At 67.0% G+C, this 19,343-nt stretch carries 21 protein-coding genes; 10 read left to right on the top strand and 11 right to left on the bottom strand.

Features of this window, described 5'->3' with window-relative positions:
- Positions 1–133: 133 nt before the first annotated feature.
- On the top strand, positions 134–823 hold the full coding sequence (gene crp / locus AC06FA_RS00105; protein ID WP_010482649.1) for a cAMP-activated global transcriptional regulator CRP: 690 nt from the start codon (positions 134–136) through the stop codon (positions 821–823).
- Between the two features lie 94 nt (positions 824–917).
- On the top strand, positions 918–1,679 hold the full coding sequence (locus tag AC06FA_RS00100) for a sulfite exporter TauE/SafE family protein (protein ID WP_478066589.1): 762 nt from the start codon (positions 918–920) through the stop codon (positions 1,677–1,679).
- A 75-nt stretch (positions 1,680–1,754) separates the two neighbouring features.
- Here the strand turns inward: AC06FA_RS00100 and AC06FA_RS00095 are convergent, their stop codons facing one another.
- The 11 genes from AC06FA_RS00095 to AC06FA_RS00045 all read right to left on the bottom strand — a co-directional run bounded on the left by AC06FA_RS00095 (position 1,755) and on the right by AC06FA_RS00045 (position 11,056).
- The gene (locus tag AC06FA_RS00095) at positions 1,755–2,471 is read right to left on the bottom strand and encodes a haloacid dehalogenase-like hydrolase (RefSeq protein ID WP_478066588.1); all 717 of its coding nucleotides are present in this window, start codon (positions 2,469–2,471) and stop codon (positions 1,755–1,757) included.
- Entirely contained in the window at positions 2,468–3,262 is a 795-nt protein-coding gene (gene trpC, locus AC06FA_RS00090; RefSeq protein ID WP_478066587.1) for an indole-3-glycerol phosphate synthase TrpC, read from the bottom strand. The genes AC06FA_RS00095 and trpC overlap by 4 nt, the downstream gene beginning before the upstream one ends.
- A gap of 74 nt (positions 3,263–3,336) precedes the next feature.
- Positions 3,337–4,368: an anthranilate phosphoribosyltransferase gene (gene trpD / locus AC06FA_RS00085; RefSeq protein WP_108754391.1), complete on the bottom strand. Its 1,032-nt coding sequence runs from the start codon at positions 4,366–4,368 to the stop codon at positions 3,337–3,339.
- Positions 4,369–4,384: 16 nt separating this feature from the next.
- A complete protein-coding gene (locus AC06FA_RS00080) occupies positions 4,385–4,972 on the bottom strand; it encodes an anthranilate synthase component II (RefSeq protein WP_108754392.1) in 588 nt (195 codons plus the stop codon).
- A 2-nt stretch (positions 4,973–4,974) separates the two neighbouring features.
- Complete coding sequence (locus AC06FA_RS00075) at positions 4,975–5,754, bottom strand: SIMPL domain-containing protein (protein WP_478066586.1); 780 nt, start codon at positions 5,752–5,754, stop codon at positions 4,975–4,977.
- A gap of 67 nt (positions 5,755–5,821) precedes the next feature.
- The gene (gene trpE, locus AC06FA_RS00070; protein WP_478066585.1) at positions 5,822–7,297 is read right to left on the bottom strand and encodes an anthranilate synthase component I; all 1,476 of its coding nucleotides are present in this window, start codon (positions 7,295–7,297) and stop codon (positions 5,822–5,824) included.
- A gap of 441 nt (positions 7,298–7,738) precedes the next feature.
- Positions 7,739–8,689, bottom strand: coding sequence for a lipid kinase YegS (yegS, locus tag AC06FA_RS00065; protein ID WP_478066584.1), 951 nt, complete (start codon positions 8,687–8,689; stop codon positions 7,739–7,741).
- 75 nt (positions 8,690–8,764) lie between these two features.
- Positions 8,765–9,256 carry a hypothetical protein gene (locus AC06FA_RS00060; protein WP_107232906.1) on the bottom strand — a complete coding sequence of 164 codons (492 nt, stop codon included), beginning with the start codon at positions 9,254–9,256 and terminating at the stop codon, positions 8,765–8,767.
- A 265-nt stretch (positions 9,257–9,521) separates the two neighbouring features.
- Complete coding sequence (locus tag AC06FA_RS00055; RefSeq protein WP_107232905.1) at positions 9,522–10,013, bottom strand: GNAT family N-acetyltransferase; 492 nt, start codon at positions 10,011–10,013, stop codon at positions 9,522–9,524.
- A 3-nt stretch (positions 10,014–10,016) separates the two neighbouring features.
- Positions 10,017–10,694: a ribulose-phosphate 3-epimerase gene (gene rpe, locus AC06FA_RS00050; RefSeq protein WP_107232904.1), complete on the bottom strand. Its 678-nt coding sequence runs from the start codon at positions 10,692–10,694 to the stop codon at positions 10,017–10,019.
- 32 nt (positions 10,695–10,726) lie between these two features.
- Complete coding sequence (locus AC06FA_RS00045) at positions 10,727–11,056, bottom strand: J domain-containing protein (protein WP_478066583.1); 330 nt, start codon at positions 11,054–11,056, stop codon at positions 10,727–10,729.
- A gap of 141 nt (positions 11,057–11,197) precedes the next feature.
- On the opposite strand from AC06FA_RS00045, the gene AC06FA_RS00040 reads away from it, so the two are divergent.
- The 8 genes from AC06FA_RS00040 (at position 11,198) to AC06FA_RS00005 (ending at position 19,066) form a co-directional block, all read left to right on the top strand.
- Entirely contained in the window at positions 11,198–12,124 is a 927-nt protein-coding gene (locus AC06FA_RS00040; RefSeq protein WP_029379835.1) for a phosphoribosylaminoimidazolesuccinocarboxamide synthase, read from the top strand.
- Between the two features lie 212 nt (positions 12,125–12,336).
- Entirely contained in the window at positions 12,337–12,822 is a 486-nt protein-coding gene (locus AC06FA_RS00035; RefSeq protein WP_478066582.1) for an Mpo1 family 2-hydroxy fatty acid dioxygenase, read from the top strand.
- A 339-nt stretch (positions 12,823–13,161) separates the two neighbouring features.
- Positions 13,162–15,990, top strand: coding sequence for a monovalent cation/H+ antiporter subunit A (locus AC06FA_RS00030; protein ID WP_478066581.1), 2,829 nt, complete (start codon positions 13,162–13,164; stop codon positions 15,988–15,990).
- Positions 15,990–16,367, top strand: coding sequence for a Na+/H+ antiporter subunit C (locus AC06FA_RS00025; protein ID WP_108754400.1), 378 nt, complete (start codon positions 15,990–15,992; stop codon positions 16,365–16,367). The genes AC06FA_RS00030 and AC06FA_RS00025 overlap by 1 nt, the downstream gene beginning before the upstream one ends.
- Positions 16,364–17,899: a monovalent cation/H+ antiporter subunit D gene (locus tag AC06FA_RS00020; RefSeq protein ID WP_478066580.1), complete on the top strand. Its 1,536-nt coding sequence runs from the start codon at positions 16,364–16,366 to the stop codon at positions 17,897–17,899. Before AC06FA_RS00025 ends, AC06FA_RS00020 begins: the two co-directional genes overlap by 4 nt.
- On the top strand, positions 17,896–18,402 hold the full coding sequence (locus AC06FA_RS00015) for a Na+/H+ antiporter subunit E (RefSeq protein WP_108751103.1): 507 nt from the start codon (positions 17,896–17,898) through the stop codon (positions 18,400–18,402). Before AC06FA_RS00020 ends, AC06FA_RS00015 begins: the two co-directional genes overlap by 4 nt.
- A complete protein-coding gene (locus tag AC06FA_RS00010) occupies positions 18,399–18,683 on the top strand; it encodes a K+/H+ antiporter subunit F (RefSeq protein WP_006399171.1) in 285 nt (94 codons plus the stop codon). The genes AC06FA_RS00015 and AC06FA_RS00010 overlap by 4 nt, the downstream gene beginning before the upstream one ends.
- Positions 18,680–19,066, top strand: a complete 387-nt coding sequence (locus AC06FA_RS00005; protein ID WP_478066579.1) for a Na+/H+ antiporter subunit G — start codon at positions 18,680–18,682, stop codon at positions 19,064–19,066. The genes AC06FA_RS00010 and AC06FA_RS00005 overlap by 4 nt, the downstream gene beginning before the upstream one ends.
- The last annotated feature ends 277 nt before the right edge of the window (positions 19,067–19,343 follow it).

Here is a 19,343-nt window from a genome sequence, read left to right as displayed (position 1 = left end):
GTGAGATGGGAAAGGGGGAATTATGGGGCAAACTGCCCGCCGGGGGAACGTGAAGGGCTCACGCATCTGGCACACTATTTGCCCTTAACAGGTGCGCTGGTTAAGCTCCGCCATCGAACCCGTGAATCCGTTCATGCGCAGAGGGAGCGCCCCTATCGTGTCAACCGTGCGCCTAGCTAGCAGCCCATTGGCCTTGGATATCGCCACCATCGATCGCTTTTTGGCGCACAGCCATCGGCGGCGTTACCCCACCCGTACCGACGTTTTCCGCCCTGGAGACCCGGCCGGAACCCTGTATTACGTCATCAGCGGCTCCGTTTCGATCATGGCCGAGGAGGACGACGACCGTGAACTGGTGCTGGGCTACTTCGGTGCCGGCGAGTTCGTGGGCGAAATGGGCCTGTTCGTGGAATCGGACCGCCGCGAGGTGATCCTGCGCACGCGCACCGCCTGTGAACTGGCCGAGATCAGCTACGAACGACTGCACCAGCTGTTCCTGGGCCCGCTGTCGGCCGACGCCCCGCGCCTGCTGTACGCGCTGGGCCAGCAGATTTCCAAGCGCCTGCTCGATACCAGCCGCAAGGCCAGCCGCCTGGCGTTCCTGGACGTGACCGACCGCATCGTGCGTACCCTGCACGATCTGGCCCAGGAGCCGGAAGCGATGAGCCACCCGCAGGGCAGCCAGCTGCGCGTTTCGCGCCAGGAACTGGCGCGCCTGGTCGGCTGCTCGCGTGAAATGGCCGGCCGGGTGCTGAAGAAGCTGCAGACCGACGGGCTGCTGCATGCCCGCGGCAAGACCGTGGTGCTGTACGGCACCCGTTGATCGACAGATGTCCGCCGGGCCATGCCCGGCGGATCACCGTAGCTGCGACACACCATCGCACGCCCCGCACACGCGCTTCCGCTAGGCTCGGTCCATGGAACTGAGCAGCGAATTCTGGTGGTTCATCCTCATCGGCCTGGGCGCACAGCTGGTCGATGGCGCGCTGGGCATGGCGTTTGGCCTGGTGTCCTCGTCGGTGCTGCTGGCCATGGGCATCCCGCCGGCGCAGGCCAGCGCGGCCATCCACACCGCCGAGGTGTTCACTACCGGCGCGTCCGGCGTGTCGCATCTGGTCGCCGGGAACGTCGATAAACGCCTGTTTCTGCGCCTGGCCCTGCCCGGCGCGGTGGGCGGTGCGGTCGGCGCCTACATCCTGACCCAACTACCAGGCGACGTCATCCGCCCACTCATCTACCTGTACCTGCTGGTGCTGGCCATCCTCATCCTGGCCCGCGCGGCCGGGCGCTGGATGCCCAAGGGCGAGATCCGCCGGGTTCCGGTGCTGGGCTTCTTCGCCGGCCTGCTGGACGCCAGCGGCGGCGGTGGCTGGGGCCCGGTGGCCACCTCCACCCTGCTGGCCCGCGGCGGCCAGGCGCGCACCACCATCGGCACGGTCAACGCCGCCGAGTTCGTGGTGACGGTGACCGTGTCGGCCACCTTCCTGCTGTCGATGGGCCTGCAGCACCTGCAGATCGTCGCCGGCCTGTTGATCGGCGGCATGATGGCCGCGCCGGTGGCGGCGATCCTGGTCAAGCGGGTGCAGGAGCGCTGGGTGCTGGTGGCGGTGGGCGTGCTGGTGCTGGGCATCAGCCTGTTCCAGATCGGCCATGCGCTGGGCGGCTACCTGGGGCGCTGACGACACGCCGGGCATGGCCCGGCGGCTCTTCGCGAAAAGCAGTCGAGCATGGCTCGACTCTACAACAGACGCCGGTCAGGCCTTGTCGCCACCGCGGTCGACGCAGCCCCAGTTGAGGATGCGGGTACCGGCCGGCAGCACGCTGCGGAAGAAATCGACCTTGGAGCGCTTCGGGTTCACCACCACCGGCGCCTTGGCCGCCAGCAGCAGCGGCAGGTCCGCGGTGCTGTCCGAATAGGCGATGTCGATGTTGCCGTAGCCGCGCTCGCGCAGCATGCGCATCTTCTCTTCGTTGTGGCAGTGCCGGGTCGGGCCGACCCCGCCCAACCGCGGGCCCACTTCGGTGCCGATGACCGGCACGTCCTGGTGGGCCACGAACGCCAGGATGGCGCGGGCCAGCTCCGGCGGTGCGCCGGTGGCCACGACCACCCGGTCACCCTTGGCACGGTGCGCGGCAAAGACCTCCAGCGCCTGCGGCAGCAGCTTGGCCCGCATCTGCTGCTCGTTGCGGATCACGTAGGCATCGATCACCCGATTGAACTCACGCGCCCGGTGCAGGCCGAAACTGCCGATCCACACATAGACCGAAATACCGGTACGGCGGGTCGGCAGCATCGCCACCAGCGGCCCGGCGATCGGCGTGACCAGCAGCGCGGCCAGCATGCGCAGCGGATTGCGCTTGATCAGCGAGGCGAACAGGTGGGTGCCCGAATCCCCGTCGTAGAGAGTGTGGTCGAAGTCGAAAACGACCAGCGGCGCATCCTCGCGCGGCGTTGGATAGTGCGTTGTCATGCCCCGAAGAATAGCTGACGCAGGCCCTCGCCCGGCTCTTCCACGCGCATGAAGGCCTCGCCCACCAGGAACGCGTGGATGCCGGCGTCGCGCAATAGGGCCACGTCCTGCGGGCCCAGGATGCCGCTCTCGGTCACCAGCAGGCGGTCGCGCGGCACCGCCTTCTGCATGTCCAGGGTGGTCTGCAGCGAGACCTCGAAGGTGCGCAGGTTGCGGTTGTTGATGCCGATCATCGGCGCCGGCACCTGCAGCGCACGCTCCAGTTCGTCGATGTCGTGCACTTCCACCAGCACGTCCATGCCCAGCGACAGGGCCAGTTCGGACAGGGTGGCCAGCTGGGTGTCGTCCAGCGCGGCCACGATCAGCAGGATGCAGTCGGCGCCCAGCACGCGGGCCTCGTACACCTGGTAGGCGTCGATCACGAAGTCCTTGCGCAGCACCGGCAGCGTGCAGGCCTCGCGGGCCTGCTGCAGGTAGGCATCGGCGCCCTGGAAGAAATCGACGTCGGTCAGCACCGACAGGCAGCTGGCACCGCCGAATTCGTAGCTGACGGCGATGTCGGCCGGGCGGAAGTCGGGACGGATCACGCCCTTGGACGGGCTGGCCTTCTTCACCTCGGCAATCACCGCCGGGTCGCCATTGGCCACCGCCGCCTGCAGCGCGCGCACGAAGCCGCGCACCGGGGGGGCACTGGCCACGGCGGCCTGCAGCGCCTCCAGCGGGCGCTGGGCGCGGCGCTGGGCCACTTCTTCGGCCTTGCGGGCCAGGATCGTCTGCAGGATGTCGCTCATCGTCGTCGCTTCGGTACTGGGGCGGTGAGGACGGCCATTATCGGCCATCGGGTGGGTCAGGCTGAACCGCGCGCTCAGGCAACCAGCGCGCGGGTGGTGTCAACGTACTGCTGCAGGCGCTGGCGGGCACTGCCATCGGCAATCGCGGCGCGGGCACGGGCCAGGCCGTCGCCGATGTCGCTGGCCACGCCGGCCACGTACAGCGCGGCACCGGCATTGAGTGCCACGATGTCCAGCGCCGGGCCGGCCTGGTTGTCCAGCACCGCGCGCAGCATCTGGATCGACTGCTCCGGGCTGTCCACGCGCAGGTTGCGGCTGGCCGACATGGCAATGCCGAAATCTTCGGGGTGGATCTCGTACTCGCGCACCTTGCCGTCGCGCAGCTCGCCCACCAGGGTGCCGGCGCCCAGCGAGATCTCGTCCATGTTGTCGCGGCCCCAGACCACCATGGCGCGCTCGGTGCCCAGCTCGCGCAGCACGCGCGCCTGGATACCCACCAGATCGGGATGGAACACGCCCATCAGCACCGACGGTGCACTGGCCGGGTTGGTCAGCGGGCCGAGGATGTTGAAGATGGTGCGCACGCCCATTTCGCGGCGAACCGGCGCGACCACCTTCATCGACGGGTGATGGATCGGCGCGAACATGAAGCCGATGCCGGTCTGCTCGATCGCCGCAGCTACCTGCGCCGGCTGCAGTTCGATGGCCGCGCCCAGCGCTTCCACCGCATCGGCGCTGCCGGACTTGGACGACACGCTGCGGTTGCCGTGCTTGGCCACCCGCGCACCCGCGGCCGCGGCCACGAACATCGCGCAGGTGGAGATGTTGAACGTATGCGAGCCATCGCCACCGGTGCCGACGATATCCACCAGGTGGGTGGTATCGGCCACCGGCACGGCCAGCGCGAATTCGCGCATGACGGTAGCGGCTGCGGCGATCTCGTCGATGGTTTCCTTCTTCACCCGCAGGCCAGTGAGGATGGCGGCGGTCATCATCGGCGAGACATCGCCGCGCATGATCTGCCGCATCAGGTCGACCATTTCGTCGAAGAAGATTTCGCGGTGTTCGATGGTGCGTTGCAGGGCTTCCTGGGGGGAGAAGCTCATCGGAATGCTCCTTGGATCAGGCCGCCGGGCGCTGCAGGAAATTGCGCAGCAGGGCGTGGCCGTGTTCGGTGAGGATGGATTCGGGGTGGAACTGCACGCCTTCCACCGGGAACTGGCGATGGCGCAGGCCCATGATCTCTTCGATCGAGCCGTCCTCGTTCTCGGTCCAGGCGGTCACTTCCAGCGCGTCGGGCAGACTGGTCTTGTCCACCACCAGCGAGTGGTAGCGGGTGGCCTGGTAGCGGTCCGGCAGGCCGGCGAACACGCCCTTGCCTTCATGGCGGATGGGCGAGGTCTTGCCGTGCATGATGTTGCCGGCGCGGATGACCGTACCGCCGTAGACCTGGCCGATGCTCTGGTGGCCCAGGCACACGCCGAGGATCGGCGTGGTCGGCCCCAGCCGCTGGATCAGTTCCAGCGACACGCCCGCTTCATTGGGCGTGCACGGGCCGGGCGAAATGACGATGCGCTCGGGTTTCTGCGCGGCGATCTCGTCCACGCTCATCGCATCGTTGCGCACCACCTTCACTTCGGCGCCCAGCGTCTGCAGGTACTGCACGAGGTTGTAGGTGAAGCTGTCGTAGTTGTCGATCATCCACAACATGGTCAGGTTCCGTCGCTTATCAGGAAAATGGCGTACACGTTTTCGGTGTAGGTGATGGGGCCGGCTTCGATGGATTCGCGCGTGCCAGGCTCAGGCGCTGCGGCGTAGCCGTGACTGGCGGTCACCGAGACCCGGTCGAGATTCTGGCCATCCTCGTCCAGCTGGGGCCACTGCCCGGCCTGGATGCCATAGGCGAAGTCCGGTGCCACATCGGAAATGCTGTACAGACCGCGCAGCGACGTTCCATAGGCTTTGGCCAGGCCCTGCGCCGATTCACGGGTCTGGGCCGCTGCTTCGGTCTTCAGCTCGCGGCGCAGTGCGACCTCACCCGAGTAGGTCGGGGCCACGCTGCTGACCTGCACATGCTCATTGGCTTTCAGCGCGGCCAGCACGTCCTGCATCTGCTTCACGCTGGCAAAGCTGGCACGCAACTGGCGCGAAACGCGGGTACCGATGAATACCTGTCGACTGTCCTCATAGCGCGTGGCGGGGCCGATGCGCAGGTTGTCCGCACGCACGCTGCCGTCCACCGCCTTGTGCTGCTTGAACAGCGCCAGTGCGCGCGCCACGTTGTCCTGCACGCGACGGCGCGCCGCATCGGCGTCCATGTCGGTCTCTTCGATGTTCAACTGCAGGCCGAAGCGGTCGGGCATCACCGTACGGGTGCCCTGCCCCTTCACCAGCAGATGCGGCTGTGAGGGAATGGTATTGGCCTGCGCCCACGCGGACGGGGCCATCGTGGCCAGCAGCGACGACCACAGCAATGCGCTCAGCAGCTTCATGCGGTACTCCTTGTCTTGGGTGGGAACAGCGGAAGGTGCCGCGGCGCAGGCCACGGCACAGGGAAACTCACAGGCCCTTGGCGGCCTGGGCGACGGCGCGGAACAGCGCGCGGCCCTTGTTCATCGTCTCGTCCCATTCCTTGTCCGGGTCCGAGTCGTAGACGATGCCGGCGCCGGCCTGCACGTACAGGCGGCCGTCCTTGATGACCGCGGTGCGGATCGCGATCGCGGTATCGGCATCGCCATGCCAGCCGATGTAGCCGATGCTGCCGGCGTAGACATTGCGCTTGATCGGCTCCAGCTCGCGGATCACTTCCAGCGCACGGATCTTCGGCGCACCGCTGACCGTGCCGGCCGGGAACGTGGCACGCAGCACGTCGGCGTAGCTCAGGCCCGGCTGCAGCTGGCCGGTCACTTCGCTGACGATGTGCATGACGTGGCTGTAGCGTTCGATCACGAACTGCTCGCCCACTTCCACGGTGCCGGCCTTGGAAACACGGCCAGCATCGTTGCGGCCCAGGTCGATCAGCATCAGGTGCTCGGCGCGCTCCTTCGGATCGGCCAGCAGCTCGGCTTCCAGCGCCAGGTCCAGCTCGGGCGTGGCGCCGCGCGGGCGGGTGCCGGCGATCGGGCGCACGGTCACTTCGCCATCCTGCAGGCGCACCAGGATTTCCGGCGACGAACCGACCACCTGCAGGTCGCCCACATCCAGGAAATACATGTACGGCGACGGGTTCAGCGCACGCAGTGCGCGGTACACATCCACCGGGCGCGCCTTGAACGGCACGCTCAGGCGCTGGCTCAGCACCACCTGGAAGATGTCACCGGCGCGGATGTATTCCTTGCTGCGCTGGACCGCATCGACGAAGCCTTCGCGGGTGAAACCGGAAACGAAATCGGATTCGTCCAGCACATCGCTGTTCAGCGGTGCGGGATAGCCCGCACCCGGTGCGCGCAGCTTGGCGGTCAGCGCATCCAGGCGCGCCTGCGCCTGCTCGAACGCGCCGTCGAGCCGCGGGTCGGCATGCACGATCAGGTACAGCCGGCCCTTCAGGTTGTCGAACACCGCCAGTTCGTTGGAATCCAGCAGCAGGATATCCGGCGTGCCCAGCTCATCACGGCCGGCCGGCGGGGCCAGGCGCGGTTCGATGTAGCCGATGCACTCGAAGCCGAACCAGCCGACCAGGCCGCCGGTGAAGCCCGGCAGGCCGTCTAGCTTGGGCACCGAGTGGGCGCTGCGCAGCGCCTCGACCTCGGCGAAGGGGTCGGCCACCTCGCGGGTATCCACCACCTGGCCATCCTCGCGCACGGTCAGGGTGTGGCCGTGGAAGGCGTACACGCGGCGTGCCGGCAGGCCGATGATCGAGTAACGACCAAAGCGCTCGCCGCCTTCGACGGATTCAAACAGGTAGGTATTGGGGCCGTCGGCGAGCTTCAGATAGACCGAAAGCGGCGTGTCCAGGTCGGACAGCACTTCGCGTACAACGGGGATATGGGTGTGGCCTTCAGCGGCCTGCTGCTGAAACTGAGCGTGCGAGTTCAAGACGACTTTCCTTCCGGGACACAGCGTTATGGGGGCGGACGACGGCAACGGGCCACCATCGCCACCAACGGCGTGCGGAAGAAAGGGTATGCGGGGTCGTCAGGCTGGACACCCGTTGACTGTAACGCAGGTTCGGCGGCAGGGAAACCCTGCGAAACTGAACCACCGCAAGCGCGGTGCCGGTTGCAGGGATCGGGGTGGAGACCGGTAGCGGTGGCAATGACCGGGGCGGAGACCGGTGCGACGACCGGTGTGGCGATGACCGGGGCAACGACCGGTGGCAATGACCGGGGCGGAGGCCGGTAGAGTCGACTGTTAGTCGACTGCTCTTCCATCGGTGGCGGAAATGCCCGCGCTACGCGAGTTAGTCGACTAACAGTCGACTCTACCCAGTCGACTCTACCCAGTCGACTCTACCCAGTCGACTCTACCCAGTCGACTCTACCCAGCCGACGCTACCCCTGCCCCGGACAGCAGCGCGCAGTCGGCCGGCAGGTGCATGCGCACCCGGGCCGGCACGCAGTCGATGCGGAAGCGACGGGCCTGCACTGGCTCACCGTCCAGGTTCAAGGTCAGCGCCTGCGTGGCCTCGATCTGCACCCACGGCAACTGCGCGCGCGTTGCCACGCGCTCCAGCGCGGCTTCTTTGCCACCGGTCAGCATCTGGCCGATCGTGGCAGCCACCTCGCCTTCCAGTTCGGGCACCACGGTCACGTCCAGCAGGCCATCATCGATCAGTGCCTGCGGGCACAGCTGCTGGCCGCCACCGGCCTGGCGGCCGTTGCCGATGCCCAGGGCGATGAAGCCGCCTTCCCATTCGAAATCCGGGCCGGTCAGGCGCGCGGTGATCGGCTCGATGCGGCCCAGCTTGGCGATGCCGGTGATGACGTAGGCCAACCCACCCAGCATTTTCTTCAGGCCCGCATCGGTTTCCACCGTCACCTGCGTGCCGAAGCCACCGCTGGCCAGGTTGGCGCACCACCAGGTCCGCCCGTCGGCGTCCACGCGCAGCAGGTCCACAGCGCGCGCGGGGGCCTGCCCGATCAATGCAAAGGCCTGCTGGGGTTCGGTGGGAATGCCGGCGGATGTGGCGAAATCATTGGCCGTGCCCATCGGCACCAGCGCCAGCGAGGGCAGCGTCTCGGCTGGTTCATCGCGATGGGCCAGGGTTTCGGCCACGGCGCTGAGCGTGCCATCGCCGCCGGCGGCCACGATCACGTCCACGCCATGGTCGATGGCTTCGGCCACGTAACGCTCGGCGTCGCCCTCTTCCCAGGTCACCCGCACTTCCAGCTGTACGCCCTGCTGCCGCCAATGGCCGACGGCACTGCGCAGGTCGTCATCGCCTGCGGATTTGCCGTTGAGGATCATGCGCCAGCGCGGGGTGGTCATGCAGTGCTTCCGGGAGGGGGGACGCCCAAGGCTAGCAGCGCCCGATGTCGGGTCCGGTGAAGCCGGTGAAGCCGTTCAGCCGAGCGGGATGACCGCGACCCTCAAGGGCCGCTCCTCGGTGTACATCGGGCCGTCTGCGTTGGCACCGGCTGCGTCGATGCCATCGTGGTCTTCAAGACACAGGTATCGAGGGTTGTTCCAATCGTCGACCACGATGGCCTGCACAATGCTGCGGACATCCGTCGTTGCCACATGGTGGCAGCCGAATGGCAGATGCCCGTGCTGGGAAGACACCAGGCTGAGGCGCAGCTGGCGCACCATGGCGTCGTGCCAGCAGTAGAACGTCATGGCGTGGCCTGCGACCTGCGCGGCGCGGTACGCGGCAACCCGGTGAACGAAGGCTACGACTGGTGCAACGTCCAGAAAGGTGTCTGGCGGTGGGGAGAACGCGCAGAGATTCCCTCGTGCCTCCGCAGTGATGCAGCCAGGGTCGATGACCAGTGCATCTTCTGCCGCAAACTGAAACCAGGATTCAAGCAGCGCAACAACATCCGCATCATTTTCCATCGCTCCATTCTAGTGCCCGTGCACGGCTCGCCGCAGGGGCATTGGCGACCCCCTGTCATCAGGCTGTCACCGATGAGCCGGAGAATGGAAGGCCATAGCAGGGATGATGGATGGAGGCAGGATCAGCCTCCCACGCATGCAGCGAAGCCGCGCCGGGGATTGGCGCGGCTTTTTTTTGGGGTGCACAAGCAGTGCGAACCAAGGTTCGCACCCACCGGGTTGCGGTTCGCACCCACCGGGTTGCGGTTCGCACCCACCACAAACATCAACCGTTGGCGAAATCGTGCAGGGCCTGGCCCTGCAGCCGGTAGACGGTCCACTCGTCCTGCGGCCTGGCGCCGGCGGCGGTGTAGAACTCGATGGCCGGGGTGTTCCAGTCCAGCACCGACCATTCGAAACGGCCGCAGCCTTCGGCCACGGCCTGGCGCGCGATGTACTTCAGCAGTGCCTTGCCGGCACCGCCGCCGCGCTTTTCCGGGCTGATGTACAGGTCTTCCAGGTAGATGCCCTTGCGGCCCAGCCAGGTGGAATAGTTGTAGAAGTACACCGCGTAGCCGATGGCTTCGCCGTCGGCTTCGCAGATCAGCGCGCGGGCACTGGCATCGGCGCCGAACAGGCTCTCGGCAATGCCGATCTCATCGGTCTGCACCGCGTGCTCGGCCTTCTCGTAGATGGCCAGTTCGCGGATGAAGCGCAGGATCAGGCCGGCGTCGGCCACGGTGGCCGCGCGGATGTTCAACACGGCCGCCGTGCCCATGGCTCAGCCCCGCGCCGCAGAGACATTCGCGCGCATCTGCGCGATCACGTCCTGGTAGCTGGTCTTGGCGTTGAAGATGGCCGAACCGGCAACGAAGGTGTCCGCACCGGCGGCGGCGATCGCACCGATGTTGTCGGCCTTCACGCCACCGTCGATCTCCAGGCGGATGTCCTTGCCGCTGGCATCGATCTTCTGGCGCACCACGCGCAGCTTGTCCAGCGCCGACGGAATGAAGGCCTGGCCACCGAAACCGGGGTTGACCGACATCAGCAGCACCAGGTCCAGGTCGTCCAGCACCCAGTCCAGGATGTCCACCGGGGTGGCCGGATTCAGCACGATGCCCGGCTTGCAGCCCAGCGAGCGGATCAGCTGGATGGTGCGGTGCACGTGGCGGCTCGCTTCCGGGTGGAAGCTGATGTAGGTGGCACCGGCTTCGGCGAAATCGGGAATGATGCGGTCCACGGGCTCGACCATCAGGTGCACGTCGATCGGCGCGGTCACGCCGTGCTTGCGCAGGGCCTGGCAGACCATCGGGCCGATGGTCAGGTTCGGCACATAGTGGTTGTCCATCACATCGAAATGGACCCAGTCCGCACCGGCGGCCAGGACGTTGTCCACTTCCTCGCCCAGACGGGCGAAATCGGCGGACAGGATGGACGGGGCGATGAGGCAGTTGGACATGGCCGGGGCCTTGGGCACGAGGGGAAAGGGGTTCAGCGCTTGCGCAGGGTCTTGATGTGGTCGTAGGCAGCGTTGATGCGCCGCGACTTCTGTTCGGCCTGCTGCTGCAGCTCGGGGGCGGCGCCGCCAAGCTTGTCGGGGTGGTACTGGGAAATCAGCTTGCGGTAGGCGCGCTCGATCTCGGCGTCGGTGGCCTCGGAGGTCAGCCCCAGCTCCCGGTACGGGTTTTCCTTGTTCAGGCGGAACCAGTCGCTGTCGAAGGCGTGGCCCAGCAGCAGGCCCACCACCGCCCCGAACAGCGGATTGGGCCGGAACAGCAGGGCCCCGGCGATGAATCCGAGCAGTTTTCCGTACCAGCGCATGGCGTTCCGGGGGTGACCGACGAAATGGACCATCATTTTACGTCACAGCGGGCCCGGACCGCTTTACACTAGGCCGCCCGCTGGTCAGCGGGCCCGCCGGGTCCGTTGGGCAGCCGTATCGACAAAGCCCCAGGAGTGCCCGTGCCGACCACGCTGTTGCAATCCGATCTCCCCGGCCTGCCCTTGCGCCATCGCGGCAAGGTGCGTGATGTGTTCGATATCCCGCGCGAGCGGCTGCCGGCAGGGACCCCGCCGGGCGACTACCTGCTGATGGTGGCCACCGATCGCCTGTCGGCGTTCGACGTGGTGCTGCCCGACCCGATTCCGGGCAAGGGCGAGATGCTCTGCCAGGTGTCCAATTTCTGGTTCGCCAAGACCGCGCACCTGATGCCCAACCACCTGACCGGCATCGATGTGGCCAGCGTGCTGCCCGAGGGCGTGGACCCGGCCCTGTATGCCAAGCGCGCCGTGGTGACCCGCAAGCTGAAGCCGGTGCCGGTGGAAGCGATCGCCCGCGGCTACCTGATCGGCAGCGGCTGGAAGGACTACCAGCGCACCGGCAAGGTGAGCGGCATCGACCTGCCCGACGGCCTGCGCCAGGCCGAGCAGCTGCCCGAGCCGATCTTCACCCCCTCGACCAAGGCCGCCGTGGGCGACCACGACGAGAACATCGACTTCGATGCGATGGTCAAGCAGGTGGGTGCGGACCTGGCCGAGCGCGTGCGCGACGCCACCCTGCGCATCTACAAGTTCGCCGCCGATTACGCCCGCGAGCGCGGCATCATCCTGGCCGATACCAAGTTCGAGTTCGGTACCGATGCCGATGGCCGTCTGTACATCATGGACGAGATGCTGACCCCGGATTCGTCGCGTTACTGGCCGGCGGACGAGTACGAAGTTGGCACCAGCCCGCCGAGCTACGACAAGCAGTTCGTGCGCGATTACCTGGAGACGCTGGACTGGGGCAAGACCGCCCCGGGCCCGACCATTCCGGCCGAGATCATCGAGCGCACCCGCGCCAAGTACGCCGAGGCGCTGCAGCGCCTGGCCGGCATCAGCGTCGATTGATGCCCCTGCGCCCCCGGCCCGCGCGGCTGGGGGCGTGAAATGCGGTCGATGAAATGGACCCGGTAGAGTCGACCGTTGGTCGACTATCGCGCGCAGCGCGGGGTTTTCGCGATCTGAATGGAGAGCAGTCGACCAACGGTCGACTCTACCCCGTCACCCCACCCTTCCCCGCCCCCCATCACCGCGTGGCGCTGCGGGAGTATGCTGGCCGCATGCAGACCACCACCCAGCTTGCACGCCCCGTCGATCGCTACTTCGCCAGCTATTCCGACGACCACCAGAACCCGATCAACCAGGCCATCCATGTGGTCGCCGTGCCGGCCATCCTGTGGTCGGTGGTGGCCCTGCTGTGGTGCGTGCCGCCGCTGATCACCTGGTTCCAGTACGGCATCTGGGCGGCGTTTGCGATGTTCAGCGCCTGGTGCTTCTACAACAAGCTGTCGCGCCCGCTGGGCATCGGCATGCTCATCCAGTTCTTCGTGTTCGGCTGCCTGTGCCGCCTGCTGGAAGCGGAAATCGGCCTGCAGGCGCTGCGCTGGCTGGCGGTGGGCGTGTTCGTGGTGGCCTGGATCGCCCAGTTCATCGGCCACAAGTTCGAAGGCCGCAAGCCCAGCTTCCTGACTGATCTGACCTACCTGCTGATCGGCCCGGCCTGGGTGATGGCCAAGCTGTACCGCAAGCTGGACTGGCGCTACTGAGCGCCGCGCGGCTTTCCTGAACGGGGCCGCGCGCTCACTGCGGCTGTACGCCGTGCCTGCCACGCTGCAGCGCAGGCCGTGGCTGAACCCATCTGCTGCTGACCCACGTGAACCCGCAGCCCCTGTGGTGCAGGGCCTGCGCCCTTCCGTGCGCAGGCGTAGGGGCCGATTCGGCAAAGCCGCCGCACGTACCCGGCAAGGCCGCAAACGCCCCCTGTTGCACCGCAAAAAACATGAATACCGCACGTTACATGCTGTTTGTCGCCGTTACATGGGTTTCGGCGACATTTGACTGACTGTTAGACTCACTGACCTGCTCGTGAATCATGGATTCCCTGCATGCTCCCCAGCCTGCCCCTGCTGCTGGCCCTGCCGTTCCTGATGGCAGTGGCTGTTGCGGCCTTCCCCCGTAGTTCGCGCTCGACTGCTGCCTGGCTGGCGGCGCTGGCGCCGTTGGGCGGGCTGGCCATCCTTGGCTGGCTGACCCCGGCGGTGATGGACGGCCAGGTGGTACGCAGCGTGGTGCCCTGGTTGCCGCAGATCGGGCTGGATTTCGCCCTGCGCCTGGACGGCCTGGCCTGGATGTTCGCCGGCATGGTGCTGGGCATCGGCGCATTGGTGGTGCTGTACGCACGCTACTACCTGAGCAGCCAGGACAACGCCCACCGCTTCTACTGTTACCTGCTGCTGTTCATGGGCGCCATGCTGGGCATGGTGATCTCCGGCAACCTGCTGTTGCTGATGATCTTCTGGGAAATGACCAGCATCAGCTCGTTCCTGCTGATCGGTTTCTGGTCGCACCGGCAGGATGCCCGCGAGGGCGCGCGCATGGCGTTGGTGATCACCGGTGGCGGTGGCCTGGCCCTGCTTGGTGGCGTGCTGCTGATCGGCCGCATCGTCGGCAGTTTCGACCTGGACGTGGTGCTGGCCGCCGGCGAGCAGATCCGCGCCAGTGCGCTGTATCCCTACGCGCTGTTCCTGGTGCTGGCCGGCATCTTCACCAAGAGCGCCCAGTTCCCGTTCCATTTCTGGCTGCCGCACGCGATGGCCGCCCCCACCCCGGTATCGGCCTACCTGCATTCGGCCACCATGGTGAAGGCCGGCGTGTTCCTGCTGGCGCGCCTGCATCCGGCGCTGGCCGGCAGCGATCTGTTCTTCTACACGGTCAGTGGCATTGGTGCGCTCACCCTGCTGATCGGTGCCTGGAACGCGATTTTCCAGCACGACCTGAAGGGGCTGCTGGCCTACTCGACCATTTCCCACCTGGGCCTGATCACCCTGCTGTTCGGCCTGTCCACGCCGATGGCAGTGGTGGCCGGCGTGTTCCACATCCTCAACCACGCCACGTTCAAGGCGTCGTTGTTCATGGCCGCCGGCATCATCGACCACGAGACCGGCACCCGCGACATGCGCCGGTTGGGGGGACTGCGCAGGTTGATGCCGTTCACCAGCGCACTGGCCATCATCGCCTCGCTGGCGATGGCCGGCATTCCGCTGCTCAATGGTTTCCTGTCCAAGGAAATGCTGTTTGCCGAGGCGCTTACCGCCGGTGGCCCGGGCACCATGCGCATGGCGGTGTCGATCGCCGCGCTGCTGGCCGGTGTGTTCGGCGTGGCCTACAGCCTGCGCTTCGTGCACGACACCTTCTTCGGCGATGGCCCGCACGACCTGGACCACGTGCCGCATGAGCCACCGCGCTGGATGAAGGTGCCGGTGGAGATCCTGGTGGTGATCTGCGTGGCGGTGGGCATTGCCCCGGCGCTGACCATCGCCCCGGTGCTGCATGCCGGTGCGGCCGCCATCCTGGGCCCGGCCATGCCCGACTACAGCCTGTCGGTGTGGCATGGCTTCAACCTGCCGCTGGCGATGAGCGCGGTGGGCGTAGTGGGCGGCGTGGCGCTGTACTTCGGCCTGCGCAAGCTGATCAACCTGCACGGTGTGGAGAACACCAGCACCGGCCGCAACGTGTTCCATGCGCAGCTCGATGCCCTTTCCGCGCTGGCCATGCGCCTGACCAACGGGATTGCCAACGGCAGCCTGCAGCGCATGCTGCTGGGCCTGGTGCTGGTGGCGGTGGTGGTGGGTGCGGCGCCGTTCGTGGCCAACCCGGGCTCGCCCAACTGGACCCGACCGCAACCCATTCCCCTGCTGGGCTGGGCGCTGTGGCTGGTGATGATGGGCTGCGCGGTGGCCACCCTGCGCATCTACAAGCAGCGCCTGCTGGCAGTGTTGCTGGTGGGCGGCGTGGGCCTGATGGTCGCGCTGACCTTCGTGTTCCTGTCTGCACCCGATCTGGCCCTGACCCAGCTGCTGGTGGAAATGGTGACTCTGGTGCTGATGCTGCTGGGCATGAACTACCTGCCCGCGCAGTCCGGCCCGGAGCGGCCGCGCTGGCGCAAGCGCCGTGATGCGGTGATCGCCATCATCGCCGGCGCCGGCCTGGGTGCGCTGGCCTACACCGCCATGACCCTGCCGCCGAACACCATGGCCGGGGAAATGCTGGCGCGCTCGCTGCCCGAGGCCTATGGGCAGAACGTGGTGAACGTGATCCTGGTGGACTTCCGCGGCTTCGATACCTTCGGTGAGATCACCGTGTTCGGCATCGCCGCGCTGGTGGTGCACGCCCTGCTGCGGCGTACCCGCATGGCGCCGGAGCAGATCATGCCCGGCCCGCCGATCAAGCTGCCGGTGCCGGCCGACCTGGCCCAGATCATGTTCCCGCTGACGCTGACGGTGTCGATCTTCCTGTTCCTGCGCGGCCACAACGCGCCCGGCGGCGGTTTCATCGCCGGCCTGGTGCTGGCGGTGCCGCTGCTGATCCAGTACGTGATCCAGGGCTCGGCGTCGGTGGAATCGCGCTTCGGCTTCGACTACATCCGCTGCATCGGTGCCGGCCTGCTGATCGCCCTGCTCAGCGGCAGCGCGTCGATGCTGTTCGGCGTGCCCTTCCTGACCAGCGGCCATATCGACCTGCACCTGCCGCTGATCGGCGAGGTGCCGCTGGCCAGCGCGATTGGTTTTGATATCGGCGTGTACCTGGTGGTGTTCGGCGGCGCCATGCTGATGCTGTCGATGATGGGCACGATCAAGCCCTCGCGCACCCGCACCGCGCGCAAGGGTGAAATCGATCTGCAACGCCGTTCGGCCCTGACCGGGGAGATGCACTGATGGAACTGGCCCTGGCCACCGCGATCGGCGTACTGACCGCCATCGGTATCTACCTGCTGCTGCGTGCGCGCAGCTTCGATGTGATCCTGGGCATGACCTTCCTGTCCTACGCCACCAACCTGCTGATCTTCGCCGGTGGCCGCGTGGTGCAGGGCAAGGCGCCGGTGCTGCAGGAAGGCATGGACAGCCACCTGGGCAACTACACCGACCCGTTGCCGCAGGCGCTGGTGCTGACGGCCATCGTGATCGCCTTTGCGATGACGGCCGTCAGCATCGTGCTGGCCATGCGCAGCCGCAGCGACAACCACAGTGACCACGTGGACGCCCACGAACCGGACGACGACGCACCGCCGCGCCGGGGCGAGGACCAGGCATGAACCATCTGGTGATCCTGCCGATCCTGGTACCGCTGCTGGGCGCTGCGCTTTCGCTGTTCGTCGAACACCGCCGCTATGGCCCGAAGGTGCAGCGCGCGGTGGCCTGGAGCGCACTGGGCGCGCTGGCGCTGGTGGTGGGCCTGCTGTTTGCCGGCACCGCCGGCGGTGATATCCAGGTCTATCTGCTGGGCGACTGGCCCTCCCGCCTGGGCATCGCGCTGGTGGCCGACCGCCTGTCGGCGTGGATGCTGCTGACCACCCTGCTGCTGGCCATTCCCTGCCTGCTGCATGCGTGCTCGGGCTGGGACCGGCGCGCACCGCACTTCCACGCGCTGTTCCAGTTCCAGCTGGTGGGCCTGAACGGTGCCTTCCTGACCGGCGATATCTTCAACCTGTTCGTATTCTTCGAGGTGATGCTGATCGCCTCCTACGGCCTGCTGCTGAGTGGCGGCCGCGGCCTGCGCATGCGCATCGGCCTGCATTACGTGGTGTTCAACGTCACCGCCTCCACCCTGTTCCTGATTGCCCTGGGCCTGCTGTACGCCTCGCTGGGCTCGCTGAACATGGCCGAGCTGTCGCAGCGCATCGCGCAGGTGCCGCCGGCGCAGCTGACCCTGGTGAAGGCCACCATGGGCCTGTTGCTGCTGGTGTTCTGCGCCAAGGCCGCGCTGATGCCGCTGTACCTGTGGCTGCCCGAGGCCTATTCGCGTGCGCCGGCCGCGGTGGCGGCCCTGTTTGCGATCATGACCAAGGTCGGCCTGTACGCGGTGCTGCGCATCCAGATGCTGTGGTTCGGTGAGGATGCCGGCGCGATGGCCGGCTACGGCCGTGACTGGCTGCTGTGGGCCGGCGTGGCCACGCTGGTGCTGGGCGGCCTGGGCGCACTGGCCGCCACCCGCCTGCGCGTGCTGATTTCCTATCTGGTGATCGTCTCGGCGGCCACGCTGTTCATCGCCTTCGCGGTGGGCACGCCACGGGTGCTGTCCGCCGGCCTGTACTACCTGCCGCACAGCAGCTTCGTGGCTGCGGCACTGTTCCTGGTGGCCGACCTGATCCGGCGCCGCCGCGGCGGTGCCAGCGACCGCAAGGAAGTGGTGGCGCCGATGCCGGGCAAGGAAACGCCGGCGGTGCTGTTCCTGATCGGTGCGGTGTCGGTGGCGGGCCTGCCGCCGCTGTCCGGCTTCCTGGCCAAGGCGGCCCTGCTGGCCGGCATGCCGGCGCAGTACACCGGCGTGGTGTGGACAGCGGTGCTGGTCAGCAGCCTGCTGGTCATCATGGGCCTGACCCGCGGTGGCATCCGCCTGTTCTGGCGCGTGCCGGCACCCGATCCTGCGCTGCCGCCGCCGCGCAAGGCGCCGCTGCGCCGGGTCGAACTGTATGCCGCCTGCCTGCTGCTGGCCTACGGCATCGGCATGACCCTGGGCGCCGCCCCGCTGATGCGCCACACCGATGCCATCGCCGCGCAGCTGCTGCAGCCGGGCGAGTACGTGCAGCAACTGCGTGCGACCACGCCGGAGATCCGCCAGCCATGAACGCACAGCGCTCGCTGTTCCGCCGCATCATCCCCTCGCCCGCCCTGAGCATCATGGTGGTCGCGTTCTGGGTGCTGATGTCCGACAGCTTCACCCTGGGCCAGATCGTGCTGGGCCTGGTGCTGGGCGTGGTGGTGCCGCTGTTCGCCGCGCGCCTGGATCGCGAATTCGCCCGCATCGGCACGCTGCGGCCGGTGCCCAAGCTGCTGTTCGTCACCCTGTGGGACATCCTGGTGTCCAACATCCGGGTGGCGATCCAGGTGCTGGGGCCTGAGAAGAACATCCACCCCGGTTTCATCTGGTTGCCGCTGGACATCGCCAACATCCACGGCATTGCCGCGCTGACCAGCATGATCACCCTGACCCCCGGCACGGTGTCGGCCGCGTTGAGCGACGACCGCCGCTTCCTGCTGGTGCACGTGCTGCACCTGGACGACCCGCAGGAGCTGATCGACACGATCAAGCGCCGTTACGAAGCCCCGTTGATGGAGATCTTCCCATGACTGGATTCCAGATCATCCAGACCACGCTGGTGGTGTGCATGCACGTGGTCGGCCTGGCCATGCTGCTGGCCACCTGGCGCCTGCTGCGCGGGCCCACCGTGCCCGACCGCATCCTGGCGCTGGACACCCTGTCGGTGACCGCCATCGCCGAGCTGATGCTGTTCGGCATGTACCTGAACTCGGCCATCTACTTCGAAGCGGCGCTGGTGATCGCCATGCTCGGCTTCGGCAGCACGGTGGTGCTGAGCAAGTTCGTGCTGCGGCGGGACATCGTCGAATGATCACTTTCATCCAGATCGCGCTGTCGGTGCTGCTGCTGTTCGGCTGCTTCTTCATCCTGGTGGGCGCGCTGGGGCTGGTGAAGCTGTCCACGTTCTTCAAGCGCCTGCATGCCCCGACCAAGGCCAGCACGCTGGGCGTGGGCTGCGTGCTGGTGTGTTCGGTGTGCTACCACATCTTCCTGGGCCAGGACCCGCAGCCGCGCGAGCTGCTGATTACCGTGTTCCTGTTCATCACCGCACCGATCAGCGCGCACCTGATGGCCAAGGCCGCGCTGTCGCTGCTGATGGAAACCCGGCCCAGCCTGCCAGGCAACGAACGCGCAGAAGAAGAGCAGTTGCCGCCGCCGGAACCGGAGCGGGAAGAGGAAACCACCGCGCGTTGAGGGTAGGTCCGGAGCGGGAAGAGGAAACCACCGCGCGTTGAGGGTAGGTGCGGTGGGTGCCGACCGTTGGTCGGCACGATTCGATGGTAGGTGCCGACCGTTGGTCGGCACATGGGTAGAGTCGAGCTTGCTCGACTGAAGCGCGAAGAGCAGTCGAGCAAGCTCGACTCTACAAAAACGAACGCGCCGCCGAAGAGCAGTTGCCGCCGCCGGAACCGGAGCGGGAAGAGGAAACCACCGCGCGTTGAGGGTGGGCGGGTAGAGTCGAGCTTGCTCG

The sequence above is a fragment of the Stenotrophomonas sp. Steno-C17 genome (assembly GCF_056393165.1).
This window is presented reverse-complemented; position numbering and strand designations above follow the sequence as displayed.